Source organism: Celeribacter arenosi, from assembly GCF_039539485.1.
Classification (GTDB): Bacteria; Pseudomonadota; Alphaproteobacteria; order Rhodobacterales; family Rhodobacteraceae; genus Celeribacter; species Celeribacter arenosi.
In genome coordinates this window covers 111,909-133,218 of sequence record NZ_BAABDF010000006.1, presented here as the reverse complement: position 1 = coordinate 133,218, position 21,310 = coordinate 111,909, and the positions used below count along the sequence as shown (strand labels likewise).

Annotated in this window: 18 protein-coding genes; 7 read left to right on the top strand and 11 right to left on the bottom strand. The window is 60.4% G+C overall.

Annotation, left to right across the window (positions count from 1 at the left end; all coding sequences use genetic code 11):
* The first annotated feature begins 39 nt into the window (after positions 1-39).
* From gloB to ABD815_RS06490, 3 genes are all read left to right on the top strand, one after another.
* The gene (gene gloB / locus ABD815_RS06500; protein WP_344845247.1) at positions 40-804 is read left to right on the top strand and encodes a hydroxyacylglutathione hydrolase; all 765 of its coding nucleotides are present in this window, start codon (positions 40-42) and stop codon (positions 802-804) included.
* A gap of 242 nt (positions 805-1,046) precedes the next feature.
* Entirely contained in the window at positions 1,047-3,380 is a 2,334-nt protein-coding gene (gene clpA, locus ABD815_RS06495; protein WP_344845244.1) for an ATP-dependent Clp protease ATP-binding subunit ClpA, read from the top strand.
* 50 nt (positions 3,381-3,430) lie between these two features.
* Positions 3,431-4,462: a M23 family metallopeptidase gene (locus ABD815_RS06490; protein ID WP_344845241.1), complete on the top strand. Its 1,032-nt coding sequence runs from the start codon at positions 3,431-3,433 to the stop codon at positions 4,460-4,462.
* A gap of 3 nt (positions 4,463-4,465) precedes the next feature.
* Here ABD815_RS06490 and ABD815_RS06485 read toward each other — a convergent pair whose 3' ends face one another.
* The 3 genes from ABD815_RS06485 to ABD815_RS06475 form a co-directional block, all read right to left on the bottom strand.
* On the bottom strand, positions 4,466-6,364 hold the full coding sequence (locus ABD815_RS06485; protein ID WP_344845239.1) for a peptidoglycan -binding protein: 1,899 nt from the start codon (positions 6,362-6,364) through the stop codon (positions 4,466-4,468).
* Between the two features lie 3 nt (positions 6,365-6,367).
* The gene (locus tag ABD815_RS06480; RefSeq protein ID WP_344845237.1) at positions 6,368-7,546 is read right to left on the bottom strand and encodes a biopolymer transporter ExbB; all 1,179 of its coding nucleotides are present in this window, start codon (positions 7,544-7,546) and stop codon (positions 6,368-6,370) included.
* A 97-nt stretch (positions 7,547-7,643) separates the two neighbouring features.
* Entirely contained in the window at positions 7,644-8,186 is a 543-nt protein-coding gene (locus ABD815_RS06475; protein ID WP_344845235.1) for a gamma-glutamylcyclotransferase, read from the bottom strand.
* 85 nt (positions 8,187-8,271) lie between these two features.
* Between ABD815_RS06475 and ABD815_RS06470 the strand changes: the two genes are divergently transcribed.
* A complete protein-coding gene (locus tag ABD815_RS06470; RefSeq protein WP_344845232.1) occupies positions 8,272-9,273 on the top strand; it encodes a DUF2125 domain-containing protein in 1,002 nt (333 codons plus the stop codon).
* Here ABD815_RS06470 and ABD815_RS06465 read toward each other — a convergent pair.
* From ABD815_RS06465 to rpsD, 4 genes are all read right to left on the bottom strand, one after another.
* Positions 9,270-10,046, bottom strand: coding sequence for an extensin-like domain-containing protein (locus tag ABD815_RS06465; RefSeq protein ID WP_344845229.1), 777 nt, complete (start codon positions 10,044-10,046; stop codon positions 9,270-9,272). The genes ABD815_RS06470 and ABD815_RS06465 overlap by 4 nt on opposite strands.
* Positions 10,043-10,966, bottom strand: coding sequence for a prephenate/arogenate dehydrogenase family protein (locus tag ABD815_RS06460; protein ID WP_344845227.1), 924 nt, complete (start codon positions 10,964-10,966; stop codon positions 10,043-10,045). The genes ABD815_RS06465 and ABD815_RS06460 overlap by 4 nt, the downstream gene beginning before the upstream one ends.
* Complete coding sequence (hisC, locus tag ABD815_RS06455; protein WP_344845225.1) at positions 10,963-12,051, bottom strand: histidinol-phosphate transaminase; 1,089 nt, start codon at positions 12,049-12,051, stop codon at positions 10,963-10,965. The genes ABD815_RS06460 and hisC overlap by 4 nt, the downstream gene beginning before the upstream one ends.
* A 161-nt stretch (positions 12,052-12,212) precedes the next feature.
* Positions 12,213-12,833 (bottom strand): 30S ribosomal protein S4, encoded by a 621-nt coding sequence (gene rpsD / locus ABD815_RS06450; RefSeq protein WP_344845221.1) that lies wholly within the window; start codon positions 12,831-12,833, stop codon positions 12,213-12,215.
* Between the two features lie 332 nt (positions 12,834-13,165).
* On the opposite strand from rpsD, the gene ABD815_RS06445 reads away from it, so the two are divergent.
* Positions 13,166-14,818, top strand: coding sequence for a glycoside hydrolase family 3 protein (locus ABD815_RS06445; RefSeq protein WP_344845218.1), 1,653 nt, complete (start codon positions 13,166-13,168; stop codon positions 14,816-14,818).
* A 54-nt stretch (positions 14,819-14,872) separates the two neighbouring features.
* Here ABD815_RS06445 and ABD815_RS06440 read toward each other — a convergent pair whose 3' ends face one another.
* Positions 14,873-17,140, bottom strand: a complete 2,268-nt coding sequence (locus ABD815_RS06440) for an adenosylcobalamin-dependent ribonucleoside-diphosphate reductase (RefSeq protein ID WP_344845214.1) — start codon at positions 17,138-17,140, stop codon at positions 14,873-14,875.
* 68 nt (positions 17,141-17,208) lie between these two features.
* On the opposite strand from ABD815_RS06440, the gene ABD815_RS06435 reads away from it, so the two are divergent.
* Positions 17,209-17,628: a DUF1489 family protein gene (locus ABD815_RS06435; protein ID WP_344845211.1), complete on the top strand. Its 420-nt coding sequence runs from the start codon at positions 17,209-17,211 to the stop codon at positions 17,626-17,628.
* 30 nt (positions 17,629-17,658) lie between these two features.
* Here ABD815_RS06435 and hisG read toward each other — a convergent pair whose 3' ends face one another.
* Genes hisG through hisS form a run of 3 tightly spaced genes read right to left on the bottom strand, consistent with a single transcriptional unit; the run spans position 17,659 to position 20,935 of the window.
* Positions 17,659-18,354 (bottom strand): ATP phosphoribosyltransferase, encoded by a 696-nt coding sequence (gene hisG, locus ABD815_RS06430; RefSeq protein WP_344845208.1) that lies wholly within the window; start codon positions 18,352-18,354, stop codon positions 17,659-17,661.
* Positions 18,351-19,451, bottom strand: a complete 1,101-nt coding sequence (locus ABD815_RS06425) for an ATP phosphoribosyltransferase regulatory subunit (protein WP_344845205.1) — start codon at positions 19,449-19,451, stop codon at positions 18,351-18,353. The genes hisG and ABD815_RS06425 overlap by 4 nt, the downstream gene beginning before the upstream one ends.
* Positions 19,451-20,935 (bottom strand): histidine--tRNA ligase, encoded by a 1,485-nt coding sequence (gene hisS, locus ABD815_RS06420; protein ID WP_344845201.1) that lies wholly within the window; start codon positions 20,933-20,935, stop codon positions 19,451-19,453. Before hisS ends, ABD815_RS06425 begins: the two co-directional genes overlap by 1 nt.
* Before the next feature lie 160 nt (positions 20,936-21,095).
* Here hisS and ABD815_RS06415 point away from each other — a divergent pair, with 160 nt between their 5' ends.
* On the top strand, positions 21,096-21,308 hold the full coding sequence (locus ABD815_RS06415) for a SlyX family protein (RefSeq protein WP_344845198.1): 213 nt from the start codon (positions 21,096-21,098) through the stop codon (positions 21,306-21,308).
* Positions 21,309-21,310: the final 2 nt, after the last annotated feature.

Sequence of the window (21,310 nt, the reverse complement as noted above, 5' to 3'; positions counted from 1 at the left end):
TTCTCGTTGTGAACATGACCGATAGCGGGAGAAAAGACCATGCTGGAGATCGTCACAGTAAAGGCGCTCAACGATAACTACGACTACCTCGTGCATGACGCCGACACCGGTCGCACCGCCGTCGTCGATGTGGCGGATGCGGCGCCGGTTCTGGAAACGCTAGGTGCGCGGGGATGGTCCCTCGACGAGATTTGGCTCACACATCACCATTGGGACCACACCGATGGCGTGGCGGAGTTGCGCGCGGCAACCGGCGCCACGGTGACGGGCGCCCACGCCGACGCGCATCGATTGCCGGCCTTGGACCGTGCGGTTGCGACCTCTGAAACCTTTGACTTCGCGGGACATGAAATCCGCATTCTGCCTGCCGATGGCCACACCGTGGGTCATATCGCATTTTATATCCCCTCGGCGGGCGCGCTTTTCAGTGGCGACAGTCTGATGGTCATGGGATGCGGGCGGCTGTTTGAGGGCACACCTGCACAGATGTGGGAGACGATATCGCGCTTTGCCGATCTGCCCGACGAGACACTTATATACTCCGGCCATGAATATACCGGCACCAATATCCGCTTCGCGCTATCGATCGACCCCGACAATGCCGCGCTGCACGATCGGGCAAAATCGGTCGAAGCGACCCTCGCCCAAGGCGGGCAAACCGTCCCTGCCCCGCTCGCGCTCGAACGCCACACCAATCCGTTTTTGCGCGCCAGTGACACCGGTTTGAAACGCGCTCTCGGCATGGAGCAATCGAGCGACTTGGAGGCGTTCACCGAAATCCGCGCACGTAAGGACCGTTTTTGAATAAGGTGTTTCCTCTTGCAGGGTGCGCAGAGAAACATACATGATGAAGACAAAGCCGCGTGAGGCACGGCTAAGCTCCGCTAATTTCCGCACAAAACTTAACGCCTCACAAAAAAGTACGCGCTTTTGACGTTTTTTCCCTTGAAGAATGCGCGTTTCAATCGAACCTTAAGTAAATAAGGCCACGATTTGGTGCGGGGCCCTCGCCCCTCCAGATCACTGAGAAAAGGAGCACACCCGCCGTGCCGTCATTTTCCACTTCCCTTGAGCAAGCGATCCATTCCGCGCTGGCCCTCGCCAACGCGCGGCGCCACGAACTCGCCACGCTGGAGCACCTCTTGTTGGCCCTGATCGACGAACCCGACGCGGCGCGTGTCATGCAGGCGTGCAATGTCGAGATCGAGGATCTTCGCAAAACGCTCCTCGACTACATTGACGACGATCTCTCGACGCTCGTCACCGACGTCGAAGGGTCCGAGGCCGTGCCAACCGCCTCCTTCCAACGCGTCATTCAACGCGCGGCGATCCATGTGCAGTCATCGGGGCGCACCGAGGTCACGGGGGCCAATGTGCTCGTCGCGATCTTTGCCGAACGTGAAAGCAACGCTGCCTATTTCCTGCAAGAACAGGACATGACCCGCTATGACGCCGTGAACTACATCGCGCATGGCGTGGCCAAGGATCCCGCCTTTGGCGAATCCCGTCCCGTCAGCGGCGCCGACCAGACCGAGGATGAACAATCCTCGACGACCCAGGCGCCTGCAGGCGAAGACAAAGAATCCGCACTGGCGAAATACTGTGTCGATCTGAACGCGAAATCGCGAAAAGGCGAAGTGGATCCGTTGATCGGACGCGCCCACGAAGTTGAACGCTGCATTCAGGTGCTGTGCCGCCGCCGTAAAAACAATCCGCTCCTTGTGGGTGATCCCGGTGTCGGCAAAACCGCCATCGCCGAAGGTCTCGCCAAGAAAATCGTTGAGGGTGAGACACCCGATGTTCTGGCCAATGCCACCATCTTTTCGCTCGACATGGGCGCACTTCTCGCAGGGACCCGTTACCGCGGTGATTTCGAGGAGCGTCTGAAAGCGGTCGTCACCGAGCTCGAGGACCATCCTGACGCGATCCTGTTCATCGACGAAATCCACACAGTGATCGGCGCTGGCGCAACCTCTGGCGGCGCGATGGACGCCTCCAACCTGCTCAAACCTGCTCTGCAGGGCGGCAAGCTACGCTGCATGGGTTCGACCACGTACAAAGAATTCCGCCAGCATTTCGAAAAGGACCGCGCCTTGTCGCGCCGGTTCCAGAAAATCGATGTGAACGAGCCCTCGGTGGATGATACCGTGAAAATCCTCATGGGCCTCAAACCCTACTTCGAGGAACACCACGATATCCGCTACACCAATGACGCGATCAAATCTGCGGTGGAACTGTCTGCGCGGTATATCCATGACCGCAAACTGCCCGATAAAGCGATCGACGTGATCGATGAAGCTGGCGCTGCCCAGCATCTCGTCACCGAAAGCCGTCGCCGCAAAACGATCTCGCCGAAGGAAGTGGAAGCTGTGGTGGCGAAAATCGCCCGCATCCCGCCCAAAAGCGTTTCCAAAGACGACGCAGAGGTTCTCAGAGATCTCGAAGGTTCTCTCAAACGCGTGGTTTTCGGTCAGGACAAAGCAATCGAAACGCTGTCCTCTGCGATTAAACTCGCGCGGGCCGGTCTGCGCGAACCTGAGAAACCCATCGGCAACTACCTGTTCGCCGGTCCGACCGGTGTGGGTAAAACCGAGGTCGCCAAACAGCTCGCCGATACCCTCGGTGTGGAACTGCTGCGCTTTGACATGTCCGAGTACATGGAGAAACACGCAATCTCCCGTCTGATCGGCGCGCCTCCGGGCTACGTCGGGTTTGATCAGGGTGGCCTGCTCACCGATGGGGTCGACCAACATCCGCATTGTGTGCTCCTGCTCGACGAAATCGAAAAGGCGCATCCGGATGTGTTCAACATCCTCCTTCAGGTGATGGACAACGGTAAACTGACGGATCACAACGGCCGTCAGGTCGATTTCCGCAACGTGATCCTGATAATGACGTCGAATGCGGGCGCCGCCGAACAGGCGAAAGAAGCCATCGGCTTTGGCCGCGACAGCCGCGTTGGTGAAGATACGGCTGCGATCGAGCGGACATTCACACCAGAATTCCGCAACCGTTTGGACGCTGTGGTTTCCTTTGGTCGTCTGCCTAAAGAAGTCATTCTGCAAGTGGTCGAGAAATTTGTCCTTCAGCTTGAAGCACAGCTCATGGATCGCAACGTCCACATCGAACTGACCCGCAAAGCCGCCGAATGGCTAGCCGACAGGGGCTACGACGACAAAATGGGCGCACGCCCTCTCGGACGTGTCATCCAGGAACACATCAAAAAACCTCTGGCCGAGGAACTCCTGTTCGGGAAACTGGCCAAAGGTGGCGTCGTCAAAGTTGGTGTGAAAGATGGCCGGATCGACCTTCGCGTCGAAGAACCCGGTGCGCCGCGGATTGGTGCACGGAAAAAACCGCCCCTCCTGACCGCCGATTGATCGACATTGATCCTTCAAAGGCCTCGTCATCGCTTGACGGGGCCTTTTTCATGCGTGAGCCTTCGAACATGTTCGCAGCCATGCCCTCCCCCCGTCCTTTGTTTTGGTACGCGCGCGTTCTCGCAGCCGTGTTCACCGCTATTTTCGCGACTGCCCCCGCGATGGCCAAGGAACCGATCCTGAACTTGCCCGTTGACTGCGCACTCGGGTCAGAGTGCTACATCCAGCACTACGTTGACACCGACCCGAGCCATGGTGGCGCCGATTTCACCTGCGGACCGCTGTCTTACGATGGCAATATCGGCACCGATTTCGCGCTGCCGACGGTCATCGCCATGTGGCGCGGAATCGATGTGCTATCGGCCGCGCCGGGCACCGTTTTGGCAATCCGCGACGGTATGGAGGATTTCCCGCAAGGCACAGAAGGTGCGCCCGATGTGTCCGATCAGTCCTGTGGCAATGGCGTGGTGGTCGATCACGGCGGCGGATGGTCGTCACAGTACTGCCACCTGATGAACGGGTCAGTGGCGGTTCAAAGCGGACAAAGGGTGCCCAAGGGCGGCGTGCTCGGGCAAATCGGCCTATCCGGGCGAACGGATTTCCCGCACCTCCATTTCGTCTTGCGTCACGAAGGCCGCATCGTCGACCCCTTCAACCCCGATGCGGAAATCACATGTGGCGCCCCTGCCATCAACGGCGGCACCCTGTGGCAAAAACCCATGGTCTATCAACCCGGCGGATTGCTGACGATCGGGGTCACGGATACGACGCCAACTCTGGAGATTGTGCGCGCCGGAACGGCGGATAAGCCCAAACTGGCCGTCGACGCGCCTGCGATCATCCTGTTCACGCTGCTCTATGGCGCGCAAAAAGACGATGTCCTGCGCCTATGGGTGGCCGGACCCGATGGCGAGTTGTTCTCGGATTCCGTGACCATTGAGGAAACCGCAACCCAGATTGTGCGCGCGAGCGGTCGCAAAATCGATGGCGCATGGCGCGATGGGGGATATCGCGCTCAGGTCCAGTTCACCCGGAACGGGCAAGTCATTGGGCAGATGTCCAAGGACTTCACAGTCGAATAACCGTCACTTCTCGGTCAGTTTCAACTCGATACGACGGTTCTGGGCGAGCGCCGCTGGGCTGTCGCCCTCGACCACCGGCTGGTATTCGCCAAACCCCGCCGCAACCAGACGCGATGGATCAAACCCGAGCTGTTGCGACATGAACCGGACCACCGACAGGGCGCGCGCCTGACTGAGCTCCCAGTTGTCGGCATAAAGGCCCGTCCCTGAAAGAGGTGTCTTATCGGTATGGCCGTCAACGCGGATCACCCAATCAATCTCTGGCGGAATTTCGCGCGCAACGTCCGACAGGGTCTGCGCGACCCGCGCGATCTGGGCCTGCCCCGGCGCTCCGAGATCGGCGGATGCGGGTTCAAAAAGGACCTCCGAGGAGAATACAAAACGGTCGCCAACAATTCGCACCCCTTCGCGGTCCCCAAGGATTTCACGCAGGCGGCCGAAAAACTCGGACCGATAGTTTTCCAACCGCTTCGCCTCTTCTTCCAGACGGATACGCTCGGCCTCTTCCAGTTGCGCGCGCAGACGTTCCTCCGAGGCGACTTGCGCCAAAGCGGCATTCAGACGAGAGGTGAGAGCATTGATCTGGACTTCGGCCTCGGCATCAGCATTTGAACGTGCATCCAGAATGGATTGCAGGGATGAAAGTTGCTGGCGCAGCTGCGCGACCTGACTGTTGAGCAAGGCAACCTGCCGCTGGCTTTGCTCGGCAATCGCCTCTTCATCGGCCAGCGCGGCGCGAGCCACGGCGAGGAGTGCGGCCTGTTTTTCGGCCTCGCTGGTTTGTGTTTCGGCCTGCAACGACAGCTGGTTTCGCGCCGCATTCGCCGCCGCAAGCAGGGTCAGCGTTTCCTCGGCATCCTTGCGCGCCTCTTCGAGTGCAAGCGTCATCGCCATCAACTCTTCATCCGCATTTGCCAGACGTTCACGCAGCGCCTGCATCGCGGCGGCATCGGCGAGGCGGGCTTTTTCCGCATCGGACAGTTCCACAACACGCGCCGCGATATCGGCCTCTGCGCGGGTCAGTTTCTCCTGCGTCGCCGCGAAATCCGTCTGCGTTTGCGCCAGTTGATCCTCGACCTCGGCGAGCGTTGCCTCGCGCGCCGCGAGATCGGATTGGGCCAGCGCCAGCAATTCGCGCGTCGACAACAGGTCCGCGCTCAGGCCTTCGCTTTGATCTGTGGACTGTACCAATGCCTGCTGAGTGGCGTCGAGTTGCGCCGCTTTGGCTGCAGCATCAGCGCGCAGCTGCGCGACCAGCGCATCAAGAGCTTCGCGGCGCGCAGCGGCCAGACGCGCCTCCTCTGCCGCAACATCAATTTCGTCGCGCGCCTTTGCCAGCGCGAGGTTGAGCGCCTCCTGCTCAGAGATCAACGTTTGCCGTGACGCTTCGAGGTCATCGATATTGGCCGCCAGAACGCTGCCTTCCGAAAGGGCCGCATCCCGCTCTGCGATCAGGCTGGCGACCTGTGCCTCGAAACTGGCGACTCGCGTTTCGTAATCTGCGACCTGCGCCTGAAACCCTGCAATCTGCGCGGCCTGATTTTCGGACAGGGCCGACAGTTCGGCGCGCTGCGCCTCTAACGCGGCAATCGATGCGCTCTGGGTTTGCAGTGTGCGGCGTGCGTCCGTCAAAGTAGCCGTCGCCTGCCCGAGCTGTTCTTCCAACGTGCCCGACCGCTGCTGCTCCAACCCCAACGCTTCTGCGAGGGCATTCACCTCCGCCGTCAATGTGTTGAGTTCGCTTTCCTGTCCGGAAATCGTGTCCCGCAACATGGATTGGATGACCATAAAAATGGTGAGAACGAACATGAGAACCAGCAAGAGCGCCGTCATCGCATCCACAAACCCGGGCCAGATCGACCCCGACATCCGTTGCGAATTGCGGCGCAATGAGGCGGCCACGGGTTACACCTCCCGTTCAGCGAGGTAGGTCAGTGTCTGATTGAGGCGGGACAGTTCCGCGCGAAGTTCGGACACGCTTTCCTGACGACCGGCCGAGATTTCTTCGAGGATCCGCAGCAGTTGCACATCGATTGATCGCAGGCGCATCCGGCTCTCTGCATCGAGGTGCTCACTCGAACCCACATCTTTGCCTTCGCGTGTTTCCAGAATGCCGATCAACCGCTCCTGCCCTTCGGCGACACGGGCCATGGCGCGCGCGGTGTCGGTTTCGCCTTCCATGTGGACGATCATGCGCTCCATCGACTTTGCCACATCGCCCAACCGTTCGTCGAGCATCGCGCGCGAGACGTCGGACTGCACGAAGAGGTCCTGAAGCGCCTCCATCTGAACGCTCATGTGATCGAGCACGGCAGCCGCGCCGGTCAGCTCACCGCCGTCGGTTTCGGCGCCTGAGAACGACAGGCGGGTAATGGAGGACAGCCATTCTTCCAACTCGCGGAAGAAACGGTTCTGCCCGTGGGAGGCAAAGAGTTCGAGCATCCCGACGACCAGCGATCCGGCTAGCCCGAGCAGTGAGGACGCAAAGGCCGTGCCCATGCCACCGAGTTGTTTTTCAAGGCCGGTCATCAACCGCGTGAAAATCCCTGCGGCGTCTTCATCTGCGCTCGGCGCGAGTGATTGAATCGTCTCGACCAGGGCGGGAACCGTCGTCGCCAACCCGTAGAACGTCCCCAAAAGGCCGAGAAAGATCAGCAGGTTAGAGATGTATCGCGTGATATCGCGGGCCTCGTCGATCCGCGTAGCGACGGAATCGAGAATACTGCGCGAAGAGGTCGGTGAAATCTGTCGTGACGCACCACGATCGCGCATCAGCGCCGCGAGGGGCGCCAGAAGACGGGGGGCGTCTTTGCTGTTTCCACCCGGTCGCGCACCCGAGAAACGTTCAATCCAATGGACAGAAGCCACCAATTGAACCACCTGCCAGATACAGGCCAGAATCCCGATGACAAACACCATCCCGATAAAGCCGTTCAGATAGGGATTGGCGAGAAACACGGGTAGCACGCGCGGCAAGGCCACGTAGAAACCAAACGAAACCAGCCCGAGCACAATCACCATCAAAGTGATTTGCCGGACGGGCTGTGAGAAATGGAGCTCGGCCTCGCGATCGGGTTGGTCCATCTGACCGTGTCCTGACCTGTCAATTCGCATCGCAGTCACGATAGAAGAGGCAGAGGGACAAGCCAACAATCGATTTCGCGTCAATTGCTCTGGCTGCTTAAGTGAGGCGGTGGCGCACCATATCCGATAGCTCCTCCAGCACCGGATCACGCATGCCGAGTTCCGCGAGGTGGCGGGTGGTGTTGAAAAGATACTCGCAATTCGCACCCCGCCCACCGCAGGCCGCCGCGATGATGTCCGCCTGACGTGCCAGCGAAAGGGCACCGGTATATTGCGCATGGTCGCGGTCAACAACATAGGCCAGCGAGGTCTGGGTGCGTCCGTCATCAAGGAGCAGATCGACGTGCGTTTCAATATAGGCGGATGACACCAGCTCCCGCTCGCGCAGCGCGGCGAGAACGTCGACCGCTCGGTCCGCGCCGATGTGGTAGGCGAGCCCACGGCAATGCGCGGACGCATCTTCGTCCAGCGCCAGCACAAGTCCCGGATCTTCGGGCGTGCCGCGATGGTGGATCGACCACATGCAGAAAGAGCGCGCAAACCCGCTAAGGCGCGCCGGAATGCGTTCGACAAACTCGAACTCCGGGTTCCACATAAGGGACCCGTATCCAAACACCCAAAAACCGTCGCGCATGTCCATGGTCGCGCTTTCCCTTTGCTCCCGCCTGCGCGACCGTTAAACACGCACACAGGAAGAAGTCAAAACCACTGATAGGGCATTTACGATGCGCAAACTTTTGATCGCGGCAATTGTGTTGATCGCCGGATGGTGCGCCTATTGGGTCATCGGCGCGGGCACCAACGAACGCGCCATCGCGCAATGGATCGAAGATCGCTCTGTCGAAGGCTGGCAGGCGGAATCGCGCAGCGTGGATACCACTGGCTTTCCTGTCGGCTTTAACACCCGGATCAGTGAGCCGCTGTTTGCCGATCCAAGAACCGGCGTTGCGTTTTCCGCACAAAGCCTGACGATCGAAAGTCGCGCGCTGTCGCCGACGCATCTCACCGCGACTTTGTCCCCGACCGCCCAGATCGCGACACCCTACCAGCAGATCGATCTGAGCCACGAAGGTGCCGTCGCCCAATTGTTCGTCGACTCGGGACCGCGCCTGACGCTCGACCATACCTCCGGCGAATTGCAGAACGCGCAACTGGCCTCATCGCTGGGATGGGGTGCGACCTTGGCAGGGGCGCAGTTTTCCACCCAAAGGCGCAGCGATAGCCCCCTCACCCACGACATCGACCTCACCATGACCGATTTCGCCCCCTCGGATGGGATGATGTCGCAACTGGATCCCGACGGATTGCTTGCGGACCGGTTTGAACGGTTCGAGGCCACGATGGCCGTCACATTTGAGCGGCCATGGGACATCACCGCGCTAGAGGGCCCACGCCCGCAACCGCGCCGGATCGAGATTTCAAAGATCGCGGCGACCTGGGGAAAGCTCGACCTGCAAATGGCGGGGCTTTTGGATGTGGACGAGGCCGGCACGCCCAGTGGCAAACTGGCGATCAAGGCAGCGAACTGGCGTGAGATGGTCGATCTGGCGGCGGCGGCCGGTGTGATCCCCGCCGATCTCGTCGGTATCGCGCGTCAGGCCGGAGGATTGCTGGCGGGAATGTCCGGAAAATCGGACACCATCGACGCGGACCTGACCCTGCGGGATGGCATGATCGTTCTCGGGTTCATCCCGATCGCCCCTGCGCCGAAAATCGTGATCCGCTAGCGGCAGTAACTGCCCGAGCGATAGCGCGCCGTGTCGAAATGGAAATGGTCGCGGTGGTATTTGTTGGCCTCGGGGCCGAGCACCGTGCCGAACGGCCCACAGGCTGCGCGGTGCATCTTGCGCAGGATCTTGCCCTCCTTCGCGGCGTCCCAATCGTTGAGGACCGTCAGGTTACGCCCGTTTGCGAGGCCGATTGCCGTGATGTCGACCGCGCGCCCTCTGCCGTGCTCTGAAATCTTTGCGCCCGCTTGGTTGTTGCGCGTGCGGCACGCGTAGGAGGCCACAACGCGCAGGTCCGCCACGCCCCCACCAAAACGCCCGACCGCAGGTTTTGCACCCTTTTCAATCCAGTTGCGCAGGGCCTTGGCCGTTGTGCAGTCGATTGTCGCGCCGCCCCTTAGTTTCACACCCGCGATTTCGGTGACCTCAACGGGGTTCGAAATGCCACAGCCCTTCACACGGCTCGCAATCGCCGAAAGCGCGCGACCCCGAATGTCCGCTACACCACAAACCGATCCGTTTTTGGCATAGCTGGCCGCTTTGCGCGCGGCTTTTTTCGCACGCTCGGAGAGGCCTGCGGGACGTTTGCGCGGGACGGGAGAGACGAGGCGGTTCTGCGATGAAGTGGCTTTGGCAACGGGTGCTACGGGTGCGGCCACGACGCCGACCGCCTCAAACGGGCGAAGCGACGGGAGTGGAGAGCGGTCAAGGTTCGCAAGAGCCGGCGCAGCCAATACCAAGCCCGCCAGAAGGATGCCCGAAAACCGGATCATGGGTCCTTGTGCGCGCGACCAAAGTCCGGCGCATCGGTGTCTTGACCGGCTTCGATGATCCCGCGGCGAATGGCCCGCGTGCGTGTGAAATAGTCAAACAACTGCTCGCCATCGCCGGTCCGGATCGCACGTTGCAGCGCGAAAAGCTCTTCGGTGAACCGACCGAGAATTTCCAAAGTGGCTTCCTTGTTTGACAGGAACACATCGCGCCACATCGTCGGATCAGAGGCCGCGATACGCGTGAAATCCCGAAAACCGGCGGCCGAGTATTTGATCACTTCCTGATCTGTCACGCGGCTAAGGTCATCGGCAACGCCCACCATCGTGTAGGCGATTAGGTGGGGAATATGGCTGACCACGGCGCACACGGTGTCATGGTGTTCGACATCCATACGTTCGGTATTGGCCCCGAGCGCTTTCCAGAAGGTTTCGAGCTTTTCAACCTGTGCGTCATCCGCGCCTTCGGGCGGCACAACCAGACACCAGCGGTTGTCAAATAGCTCTGCAAAGCCCGAAAGAGGTCCCGAGTGTTCGGTTCCCGCCATCGGGTGTGTGCCGACAAAATGGGTGTTGGGCGGCATTTTTGGCAGGATCGCGTCGAATACCGCGCGCTTGACCGACCCCACGTCGGTAACGACGGCGCCGGTTTTCAGATGCGGTGCGATGTCGGCCATGACGCCGCCCATCGCGCCCACGGGAACCGCGAGCACCACGAGATCGGCACCTTCGACGGCGGCGGCGGCGCTATCACACACTTGGTCCACCAGCCGGATTTCACGCGCGGCATCACGGGTCTCTTTCGACCGCGCATAGCCGGAAATTTCCTGCGCCACCCCTGCCCGCCGCATCGCGAGCGACATGGACCCTGCAATCAATCCGAGCCCGATGAGCGCGACGCGGGGGTAAATCACAGCGCTCATATGTCCTGACCCTTGAACCGTCCGATCGTATGGGCAACGCGGCGGCACGATGCCTCGTCACCGACCGTGATCCGCAGACAATTGGGCAGACCATATCCCCCAACCTGTCGCACGATAATCCCGTTGTCTTTGAGGAACGCATCACAGGCCTGCGCCTCTGCGGCAGACTGGAACCGCGCGAGGATGAAGTTGGCGCATGAGGTATCCGACGGGATCCCGAGCTCCATCAATGCCTCTGCGAGCCATGCCCGCATCCGTGTATTTTCGCTGCGGCACTTTTCGACCCACTCCTGATCGCGCACGGCGGCTTCGGCGGCGGCAAGTTGGGGCTCCGAAAGGTTGAAGGGACCGCGCACGCGATTGAGCACGTCGATGATTTCCTGCGGGCCATACCCCCATCCGATCCGGATGCCGCCCAGACCGTAGATTTTTGAAAATGTGCGCGTCATGACCACGTTGTCGTGGGATTCAACGAGCGTGGCACCGCCATCGAACCCCTCGACGTATTCCGCGTAGGCGCCGTCGAGCACCAGAATGGCCTGCGGGGGAAGCGCCTCTGCGAGGCGGGTCAATTCGGTCATCCCCACCATCGTGCCGGTCGGGTTTGCGGGGTTTGCGATAAAGACCAGCTTTGTCTTTTTCGTCACGGCACCCAGAATAGCGTCTACATCGACGACACGCTCACGTTCAGGCACACAGACCGGCGTCGCACCGGCGGCAAGCGCGGAGATGCGATACATGGAAAACCCGTGCTCGGTGTACACGACCTCATCGCCGATCCCTGCATAGGATTGGCATAGAAACGTGATGATCTCATCGGAACCGACACCGCAAATAACGCGGTCCGCTTCGAGGTTATGAACCTCCGCAATGGCTGCGCGCAGGGCCGCGTGATCGGTGTTCGGATAGCGGTGCATGTGATGGGCCGCTTTGGCAAAGGCCAGTTTCGCCGTTTCGGGCGCACCAAACGGATTCTCGTTGGAGGAAAGTTTGATGACGTTGGCATGGCCGGGCACATGGCTCTGCCCGCCCTGATACAGGGCGATATCGAGGATGCCGGGCTGGGGGGCGATTTTGCTGGCCATGGTCACTCTCTTTTGCGTCCCGCATCTCATAACGGTCCCAAAGGGCCAAGGCCAGATATCTTGACGCTGTGTGACCGGTTATGGCCGCAGCGACACAATTTGGACAACAAAAAAGGCCGCTCCAAAGGGGCGGCCTTTTGTAATGTCGTCGCGCAGAACGATTAGTTCTGTGCGTAGTATTCGATCACGAGGTTCGGTTCCATCTGAACCGCGAAAGGAACATCGCCCAGACCAGGTGTGCGAACGAAAGTCGCAACCATTTTCGAGTGATCGACTTCGATGTAATCGGGCACGTCACGCTCTGCGAGCTGGGAAGCTTCGAGAACGAGAGCGAGCTGTTTGGATTTGTCACGCACTTCGATGACATCACCCTCTTTGACGCGGTAGGAGGCGATGTTCACACGCTGGCCGTTCACGAGCACGTGGCCGTGGTTCACGAACTGACGGGCTGCGAAGACTGTTGGCACGAATTTCGCGCGGTAGATCACAGCGTCGAGGCGGCGCTCGAGGAAGCCGATGAGGTTTTCACCGGTGTCACCCTTGGCACGGGCTGCGTCCGCGAAGATGCGTTTGAACTGTTTTTCGGTCAGGTCGCCGTAGTGGCCTTTCAGCTTCTGCTTTGCGCGCAGCTGGAGACCAAAGTCGGAGAGTTTGCCTTTGCGGCGCTGACCGTGCTGGCCGGGGCCATATTCACGACGGTTCACAGGGGACTTCGGACGACCCCAGATGTTTTCGCCCATGCGGCGGTCGAGTTTGTACTTGGCAGACGTGCGTTTGGTCACGATCTGGATCCTTTCAATATATTTGAAAGGTGCTGTCCTTTCCTTTGGGGCGTTTTCCCCGCGGGCGACAGGCATTCCCTTGCGGGAGCCACCAACACCAATAATTCATCCCGTCGCCTTTGCAGGCTACGTGAATGGCGGGCTTATACAGGGGGAATCGCCGGAGTCAATGAAGGGATGTCGATCCCCTTGACGATTAACGCGCCAATTTCGTGCCCAAACGGGGCATCGCGGAACCCACCTTTGCAAAAATGGTCGCTGTGCCAATGGCTGAGGGGTGACTAGGCTGACGTTTCATAGACCCAAAATTGCAAACAGAACCGGGACCTTCCATGAAATTCGACCACCTGAAGCGCGCGCCATTTTCACTCGACGACATGTCGGTTTCCTGGGTCGAACAGACACTCGCCTCTTTGTCACCGGATGAAAAACTGCGCCAGTTGTTCAATCTTTTATGCCCCGGCCATGACTCCGACAAACTAACCGCGGCCAAAGCGTTCCGACCCGGTGGGATTACCCGCATACAAGGGGGTGATGCGGCCTGCGAGAGGGCCATGATCGCGGAGTTCAACGCAGGCGTGCCGACCCCGTTACTGGTCTCCGCCGATCTGGAAGGGTCGCGCATGAGCTTGTCGAGCGGCGCCGAATGGCCAAACCCGCTGGCCCTCGCGGCGATTGATGACCTCGACGTTACCGAAAACGTCAGCGCGCGCATGGCCCAGGAGGCGATTGCCGCCGGTATCAATTGGAGCTTCACGCCCGTTCTGGACATCAACCACGCGTTTCGCAGCGCGATTGTCGCCACGCGCGGGTTCGGATCGAACGTGGAAACCATTGAACGTCACGCGGTCCGGCAGATGGAGGTGTTCCAAAAACACGGTATCGCATCCGCGATCAAACATTGGCCCGGCGAAGGATATGACGACCGCGACCAACATCTGGTCACCACGATCAACCCGCTCTCGACCGACGATTGGTATGAGACTTTCGGGCGGCTCTACAAAACCGCCATCGACCGTGGCGCCATGTCCGTCATGTCCGCCCATATCGCGTTTCCTGCCTATGTGCGCGCGCATACGGATGACGCCGGTGTCGAGGCGTTTCGCCCCGCGTCTATCAGCCGGTTGCTGAACCAGAAACTGTTGCGCGAAGAGCTCGGGTTTAACGGGCTCATCGTGTCGGACGCGACTGCTATGGCGGGTCTGGGGTCATGGTCGAAGAGATCACAGCACCTGCCCGAACTGGTTTCATCGGGATGTGACGTCATCCTGTTCTCCGATGCCCCCGAACAGGACCTCGCATACCTTGAGGCGGCTCTGCAGGATGGCAGGCTCACGTGGGATCGGGTCGATGATGCGGTTGCGCGCCAGTTGGGGCTAAAGGCGGCACTGGGCCTGCATGAGGCGTCCGAGCGCACGGATACTGTGGATCCAAAAGCGAACGCCGACTACGCCGCAACTGTCGCGAGCATGGCACCGACCCTCGTCAAAGACGTGCAAAACCTGCTGCCGATCGTCCCGTCAAAACACAAACGCATTCTGGTGATTTCGAGCGGCATCGTGTTCCCGTTCATCGACGAACCTCTGCCCATGGCGCTACCGGATATGTTGGCCGCCTGCGGGTTCGATGTGACGGTTTACACAAAGGAAATGGAGATATCTGCGGACGATTTCGATCTCGTCCTCTATCTCTTTGGCGATGAAACATTGCTGACACGGGGGCGCATCTTTTTGGATTGGCTCGCCCTGACGGGTCACTTCGGAAAGGCTATGCAGCGTCATTGGCACGAAATCCCGACCGCCATGATTTCGTTCGGCTATCCCTACATGCTCTACGACGCGCCGCGCGTGCCGACCTATATCAATGCCTATTCCACGACCGAAACCATGCAAAAGGCCGTCTGCGACCTGCTGCTCGGAAAAGGCGAATGGAATAGATCCAACCCGGTCGATCCATTTGCCGGGTTGGAAGATGCCAAATACTAACGCGATGTCCCGGCGATAGTTACGGGCGGCGGGCGAACGCAATGCGCACCCGCCTCACCCGCATTTGGAATGGCCGCACGAAGGGCAGGTCATGCATCCTTCGATCATCCGCATGCCATACTGACCGCAGGACGGGCATGCCTTGCCGCGCGGCGATTCACCGACGGCCATTGCCTCAACCTGCGGATCGGCTTTCAGGCCGAGACCTTCGCCTTCGATAAATCCGATTTCGATCAGGTGCCGTTCGATCACACCGCCGATCGCCGCAAGGATAGAAGGAATGTATTTGCCCTTCATCCACGCACCACCGCGCGGGTCGAACACCGCCTTGAGCTCTTCGACAACAAAGGAGATGTCACCCCCGCGCCGGAACACGGCCGAAATCATCCGCGTGAGTGCGACGGTCCATGCGAAGTGTTCCATGTTTTTCGAGTTGATAAAGATCTCGAACGGACGACGATGACCTCCGATGACGATGTCATTGATGGTGACGTAAATCGCATGCTCGCTGTCGGGCCATTTGAGTTTGTAGGTATTGCCTTCGAGTTGCTGTGGGCGGTCGAGCGGCTCTGACAGATAGACAACTTCCGCGCCTTCATCGGTTTCAGGCACGGCTTCCGATGTCTCGGATACGCTGAGAACCGACCCCGTCACATCGTTGGGACGATAGGTCGTGCAACCTTTGCAGCCCGTTTCATAGGCCTCCATATAGACCTCCTTGAAGGCGTCAAAGGAGATGTCTTCGGGGCAGTTGATGGTTTTGGAAATCGAACTGTCGACCCATTTCTGCGCCGCCGCCTGCATCCGCACGTGATCGAGCGGCGCCAAGGTTTGTGCGTTCACAAAATAATCCGGCAGCTCGGCGTCCGCGCCGTGTTTTTCGCGATAGAGTTTGACCGCGTAATCGACGACCTCCTCCTCGGTGCGCGATCCGTCCTTTTGCAGAACCTTGCGCGTGTAGGCATAGGCGAATACGGGCTCGATCCCGCTCGACACATTGCCGGCGTAGAGGGAAATCGTGCCGGTCGGCGCGATGGAGGTGAGGAGCGCGTTGCGGATGCCGTTTTTGGCAATCGCGTCTTTCACGTCGTCGTCCATGTGCCGCAACGACCCGCTGTCGAGGTATTTGTCGGCATCAAACAGGGGAAACGCGCCCTTTTCGGCGGCCAGTTCTGCCGAGGCGAGATAGGAGGCGCGCGCAATGGCTTTCAACCAGGCCTCCGTCGTCGCTGCACCTTCCTCGGAACCATACCGCTGTCCGATCATCAACAGCGCATCGGCGAGCCCCGTCACACCCAGACCGATCCGCCGTTTGGCGATGGCTTCCTGACGCTGTTGCTCCAACGGGAATTTCGACGCATCCACGACGTTATCCATCATGCGGATCGCAGTGGTCACGAGATCGGCGAGCTTATCCTCGTCAAGTGCTGCATCCGCCTCAAACGGATTGGACACCAGCCGCGACAGGTTGATCGAGCCGAGCAGACAGGCCCCATAGGGCGGCAGCGGTTGCTCGCCACAGGGGTTGGTCGCCGCGATGGTTTCGCAATAGGCGAGGTTGTTCATTTTATTGATGCGGTCGATGAAAATCACACCGGGCTCGGCGTAATCGTAGGTCGCGCGCATGATCTTGTTCCACAGGTCGCGGGCCTCGAGCGTGTGATAGACCTTGCCGTCGAATTTCAACTCCCAAGGGCCGTCCGCCTTCACCGCCTCCATGAAGGGGTCGGTGACGAGAACCGACAGGTTGAACATCCGCAGCCGCGCAGAATCACGTTTCGCCTCGATGAAGTTTTCGATGTCGGGGTGGTCGCAGCGCATAGTCGCCATCATCGCGCCGCGTCGTGACCCCGCCGACATGATCGTGCGACACATCGCGTCCCAGACGTCCATGAACGACAGCGGGCCAGAGGCATCCGCCGCAACGCCTTTGACGCCTGCGCCTTTGGGGCGGATGGTGGAGAAATCATATCCGATCCCCCCGCCCTGCTGCATGGTCAGGGCCGCCTCTTTGAGCATGTCGAAAATGCCGCCCATGCTGTCGGGAACGGTGCCCATAACAAAGCAGTTGAACAGCGTGACAGAGCGCCCCGTGCCCGCACCGGCCAGAATCCGGCCCGCAGGCAGGAATTTGAAATCCGACAGGGCGTCGTAGAATTTTTCTTCCCAGATTCCCGGATGCGATTCGACCGACGCCAAATCCCGCGCGACACGACGCCAGCTATCTTCAACGGAAAGATCAACGGGTTGGCCATCCGCCTCCTTTAGTCGGTATTTCATATCCCAAATCTGTTCGGCGATGGGGGCGGCAAAACGGGTCATGGCAGCTTCCGATTGGTTGTTCTTGGCGGGCGAAGCACTAATATAGCCCCAAGACTTGGGGGTGTCACTTGGCCGAATACGTGAATCTAGTAAAACTATGCGTAGGAGCGCAGAGCGTCGACGATCTCGCCGGATGGATATCCGCGCGTGGCGGACAGACGGCAGGCCATGTGACACGCATGCGCCCGAAACGCGAGGGTGAAATCCTCGCAGGCGGGTCGCTATATTGGGTCATAAAGGGCGCGATCCAGGCGCGACAGGAGATTCTGGCGCTTGAGGAAGTGACGGGTGAAGATGGCACGCGACGGTGCCGGATCGTGTTGTCAAAGGACCTGATCCGCACAAACAACGCGCCGCGCCGACCGTTTCAGGGATGGCGCTATCTGGCGGCCGCGGACGCGCCGGCCGACCTGCCCAAAGGACGCGAGAGCGAAGAGGCGCTGCCCGAGGAACTCGCGCAGACACTGTCAGATATCGGATTGATGTAGGCACCGGCGCTTGTGAACCGGCGCAGAGCGTCACTCAATCTCGAGCATAGATTTCAGGGTGACAAACGTCGCGCGGGTCTCGTCCGTCCACGGCGCCGTGCGGCTTTTGAACAGCGTGGCTTGGGAGCGGTGGATCGGCTCGGCGGTCAGGACCTTGAGGTGGTTGGCGCGAAGGGTATCACCCGTCGAGGTGATGTCGGCCACCGCCTCGGCCGTGAGGTTTTTGACCGTCCCCTCGGTCGCGCCCTGACTGTCCACGAGTTGGTAGTCGGCCACGCCGTTCGCTTTGAGAAATTCCCGCACGAGGTGGTGGTATTTGGTCGCGATCCGCAGCCGGAAACCATGGCGCGCGCGAAACGCCGCGGCGGCGGCGTCCAGATCGTCGAGCGTATCCACATCCGTCCATGCCTTTGGCACCGCGATGATCAGGTCGGCATGCCCGAAGCCCATCTGGGCCAGTTCGGCCACCTGATTGTCCCACTGCGCGAGTTTATCGCGCACCAGATCGGACCCCGTCACACCCAGATGGATGCGCCCAGCGGCGAGTTCGCGGGGAATTTCGGAGGCCGACAAGAGAACCAGATCAATGCCCTCAATGCCATCGACCGTGCCCGCGTATTCGCGTTCCGCACCGGTCTGGCGCAGCGTGACACCTTTGGCGGCGAACCACTCAAAGGTCTTTTCCATCAACCGCCCCTTGGAGGGCACACCGAGTTTGATCGTCATAGCGCGCTCCCCCCGAGTTGGCGCAAAAGCGCGGGCCGCAAGACGCCGCCGACAGCGGGAACTCCGCGACCCTGCCCCAGAACCGTGGTCAAGGCATCGTAGCGACCGCCCGTAGCTACGGGGGGCAGATCGGGGCGGGTATCGGCGAAAAAGCCGAACACGAACCCGTCGTAATACTCCATCGACGTGCGGCCGAACGCGGTCTCGAAATCCAATGTGTCGATGTCGATCCCTGCGTGGTCCAACGCGTCCGCGCGGGCGTTCAACCGCGTCACTGCCTCCGCGATGGATGGCATGTCGACGGCAATATCGCGCAGCGCTGACAGCACATTCGGGACGGTTTCGCGCAGCGACAGGATGTCGTCGAGAAGCTCGATCTCACCCGTCGATATCGCAGGCTCGGCGGCGTCCTCTTCGAGGGCGGCGATACGGGCGTCGATTTCCGACTGGGTTCTGAACCCGATAAATGGCGCGGCGGGCAGCGCGAGGTTGCCCCGCACACGTTCGAGGTTTTGCTGACGCAGGGCGGTGCCTGCCTGCGAAAACCGGTTCATGAGCGCACGGAAACGACGTGGACGCCAGATGTGGCGCAACAGGGCGGCACGCCGCCTCTGCGTCGTGCGCAATCCACGCACCGCTGCCACCAAAATGCCGATGTCCCCCGTCGCCGCGCGAAGGTCATAGGGGGCGAGTTGTTTGGAAAACAGCGCAAAGACCTCTGCATCCGCCTTGGCAGGATCATCACCGCCGAAACGTTCAAAACCGACCTGAAAGAATTCGCTCGGACGGTCAGGATGGTCGTCCTGTTTGCGGAAAACCTCGCCTGAATAGGTATAGCTCGCCGGTGCGCCGTCGCCCTGCATGTGCGTGAGAACCACCGGCACCGTGAAGTCCGGGCGCAGCATCATCTCTCCCTCGACCGGATCATGCGTGATGAACGCACGGGCGCGAATATCCTCACCATAGAGGTCGAGAAGCACATCGGCTGGCTGCAGGATGCTCGCCTCGAACCGCTCCGCCCCTTCGGCGGCGAAGGCGGCGCAAAACTGTTCGGCGAGTTTGCGATCGCCCAGCTTTTCCAGCGAGGTCGCGCGCATTACGAATAGCTCTCGATGATGTCGCGCACCTTGGCGACCATTTGGTCCCGCGGCACTTCGTATTGGTTCGGACGGTCCTTCCACTCTTCGAGGGACGCGTTTTGCGCGAGTTTTGTGCCAAGGATCAGGTCCTTGATCTGCACCACGCCGCGCGTGTCTTCGTCACCGCCCTGAATGATGGCGACGGGTGAATTGCGTTTGTCGGCGTATTTGAGTTGGTTGCCGAAATTCTTTGGATTGCCGAGGTAAACTTCGGCGCGAATACCGGCGGCGCGCAACTCGCGCACCATGCTCATGTAGTCGCCCATCCGGTCGCGATCCATGACGGTGACGACAACGGGGCCCTCTTCGACCTGCGAAATGCGGCCCGTCGCGCTGAGCGCGGCGAGCAGGCGATCCACGCCGATCGACATACCTGTGGCAGGCACGGCCTGACCGGTGAACCGTTTCACCAGATCATCGTAGCGCCCGCCCCCTGCGACCGACCCGAACTCGCGCACGCGGCCCTTTTCGTCGGTCACCTCAAAGGTCAGTTCCGCCTCATAGACAGGACCGGTGTAATAGCCGAGACCGCGCACAACGGCGGGGTCGATCACGATCCGGTCGGGGCCATAGCCCTGCGTTTCCAGCAGCGCGGCGATGTCGCGCAGCTCTTTGACGCCCTCGATACCCGCGGCCACATCACCCACGAGAGATGACAGCGTATCCAGCGTTGCGGCCGTATCGGCACCCTTGCCATTGACGAACCCGAGGATCAGATCGACCTGCTCAGAGGCGAGGCCGGCACCCTTGGTAAAGTCACCGCTTTCGTCTTTGCGCCCCTCGGTGAGAAGCGCGCGCACGCCCGCGTCGCCGAATTTGTCGTGTTTATCGATGGTGCGCAGGACGATCCCGCGCGTCGATGCGTTGTCGTCGGTGTCGGGCAGGCCCGCAGCCTCCAACACCCCGTCGAGCACTTTGCGGTTGTTCACGCGGATCACGTAGTCGCCACGTGGAATGCCGACTGCCTCGAGAGTGTCCGACAGCATCGCGCAAATCTCGGCATCGGCGGCAACCGAGGGCGCGCCGACCGTATCCGCATCACATTGATAGAACTGGCGGAACCGACCGGGGCCGGGTTTTTCATTGCGCCACACCGGACCCATCGCGTAGCGGCGATAGGGTGATGGCAAATCCTGACGATATTGCGCGGCAACGCGTGCGAGCGGCGCGGTCATGTCGTAGCGCAGCGCGACCCAGTCCTCGTCGTCTTCCTGCCATGCGAACACACCCTCGTTGGGACGGTCCACATCGGGGAGGAATTTGCCCAGCGCCTCGACGGTTTCGACCGCAGCGGTTTCAAGCGCCTCGAATCCATAGAGATGATACACTTCGGCGATCGCATCGAGCATCGCCTTGCGCGCGGCAACCTCGGCACCAAAATAATCGCGGAAACCTTTCGGGGTTTCGGCCTTGGGACGCGGAGTTTTTTTGACTTTCGCCATCGGGGCAGATCCTCGGATATCTTCGGATGGCGGCATAGCCGAAGGGGCGCGTGGGGGCAAGCACGGGGGCACAGACGCGCACGAATTACGGGCGATAAAATCCACGTCTCGACTCGCATTCGCAGGCGCGTTATCGAGACGCAAACCTTCGGAGGACGCCATGGATACCGACCCACGTTTGACAGCCATCGAAGAACAGGTTGCCCATCTGACCCGCGTTGTCGATGAACTTTCTGAAATCGTTGCACGTCAGGAAACCGCTCTCGAAATTGCGGGGCGCCGTTTGGGGATGTTGATGGAGGTTGAGGCCGCGCGTCAGGCAGACGGCGAAGGGGCGGTTGCCCTCGGCGATCAACGCCCGCCTCATTGGTAGGC

What these genes read in the sequence shown, in the direction of transcription:
- gloB (WP_344845247.1), top strand. Translation starts at nt 40, where the DNA reads ATGCTGGAGATCGTCACAGTAAAGGCGCTCAACGATAACTACGACTAC.
- ABD815_RS06490 (WP_344845241.1), top strand. Translation starts at nt 3,431, where the DNA reads ATGCGTGAGCCTTCGAACATGTTCGCAGCCATGCCCTCCCCCCGTCCT.
- ABD815_RS06480 (WP_344845237.1), bottom strand. Translation starts at nt 7,546, where the DNA reads ATGGACCAACCCGATCGCGAGGCCGAGCTCCATTTCTCACAGCCCGTC.
- ABD815_RS06475 (WP_344845235.1), bottom strand. Translation starts at nt 8,186, where the DNA reads ATGGACATGCGCGACGGTTTTTGGGTGTTTGGATACGGGTCCCTTATG.
- ABD815_RS06470 (WP_344845232.1), top strand. Translation starts at nt 8,272, where the DNA reads ATGCGCAAACTTTTGATCGCGGCAATTGTGTTGATCGCCGGATGGTGC.
- ABD815_RS06465 (WP_344845229.1), bottom strand. Translation starts at nt 10,046, where the DNA reads ATGATCCGGTTTTCGGGCATCCTTCTGGCGGGCTTGGTATTGGCTGCG.
- ABD815_RS06460 (WP_344845227.1), bottom strand. Translation starts at nt 10,966, where the DNA reads ATGAGCGCTGTGATTTACCCCCGCGTCGCGCTCATCGGGCTCGGATTG.
- hisC (WP_344845225.1), bottom strand. Translation starts at nt 12,051, where the DNA reads ATGGCCAGCAAAATCGCCCCCCAGCCCGGCATCCTCGATATCGCCCTG.
- ABD815_RS06445 (WP_344845218.1), top strand. Translation starts at nt 13,166, where the DNA reads ATGAAATTCGACCACCTGAAGCGCGCGCCATTTTCACTCGACGACATG.
- ABD815_RS06440 (WP_344845214.1), bottom strand. Translation starts at nt 17,140, where the DNA reads ATGACCCGTTTTGCCGCCCCCATCGCCGAACAGATTTGGGATATGAAA.
- hisG (WP_344845208.1), bottom strand. Translation starts at nt 18,354, where the DNA reads ATGACGATCAAACTCGGTGTGCCCTCCAAGGGGCGGTTGATGGAAAAG.
- ABD815_RS06425 (WP_344845205.1), bottom strand. Translation starts at nt 19,451, where the DNA reads ATGCGCGCGACCTCGCTGGAAAAGCTGGGCGATCGCAAACTCGCCGAA.
- hisS (WP_344845201.1), bottom strand. Translation starts at nt 20,935, where the DNA reads ATGGCGAAAGTCAAAAAAACTCCGCGTCCCAAGGCCGAAACCCCGAAA.
- ABD815_RS06415 (WP_344845198.1), top strand. Translation starts at nt 21,096, where the DNA reads ATGGATACCGACCCACGTTTGACAGCCATCGAAGAACAGGTTGCCCAT.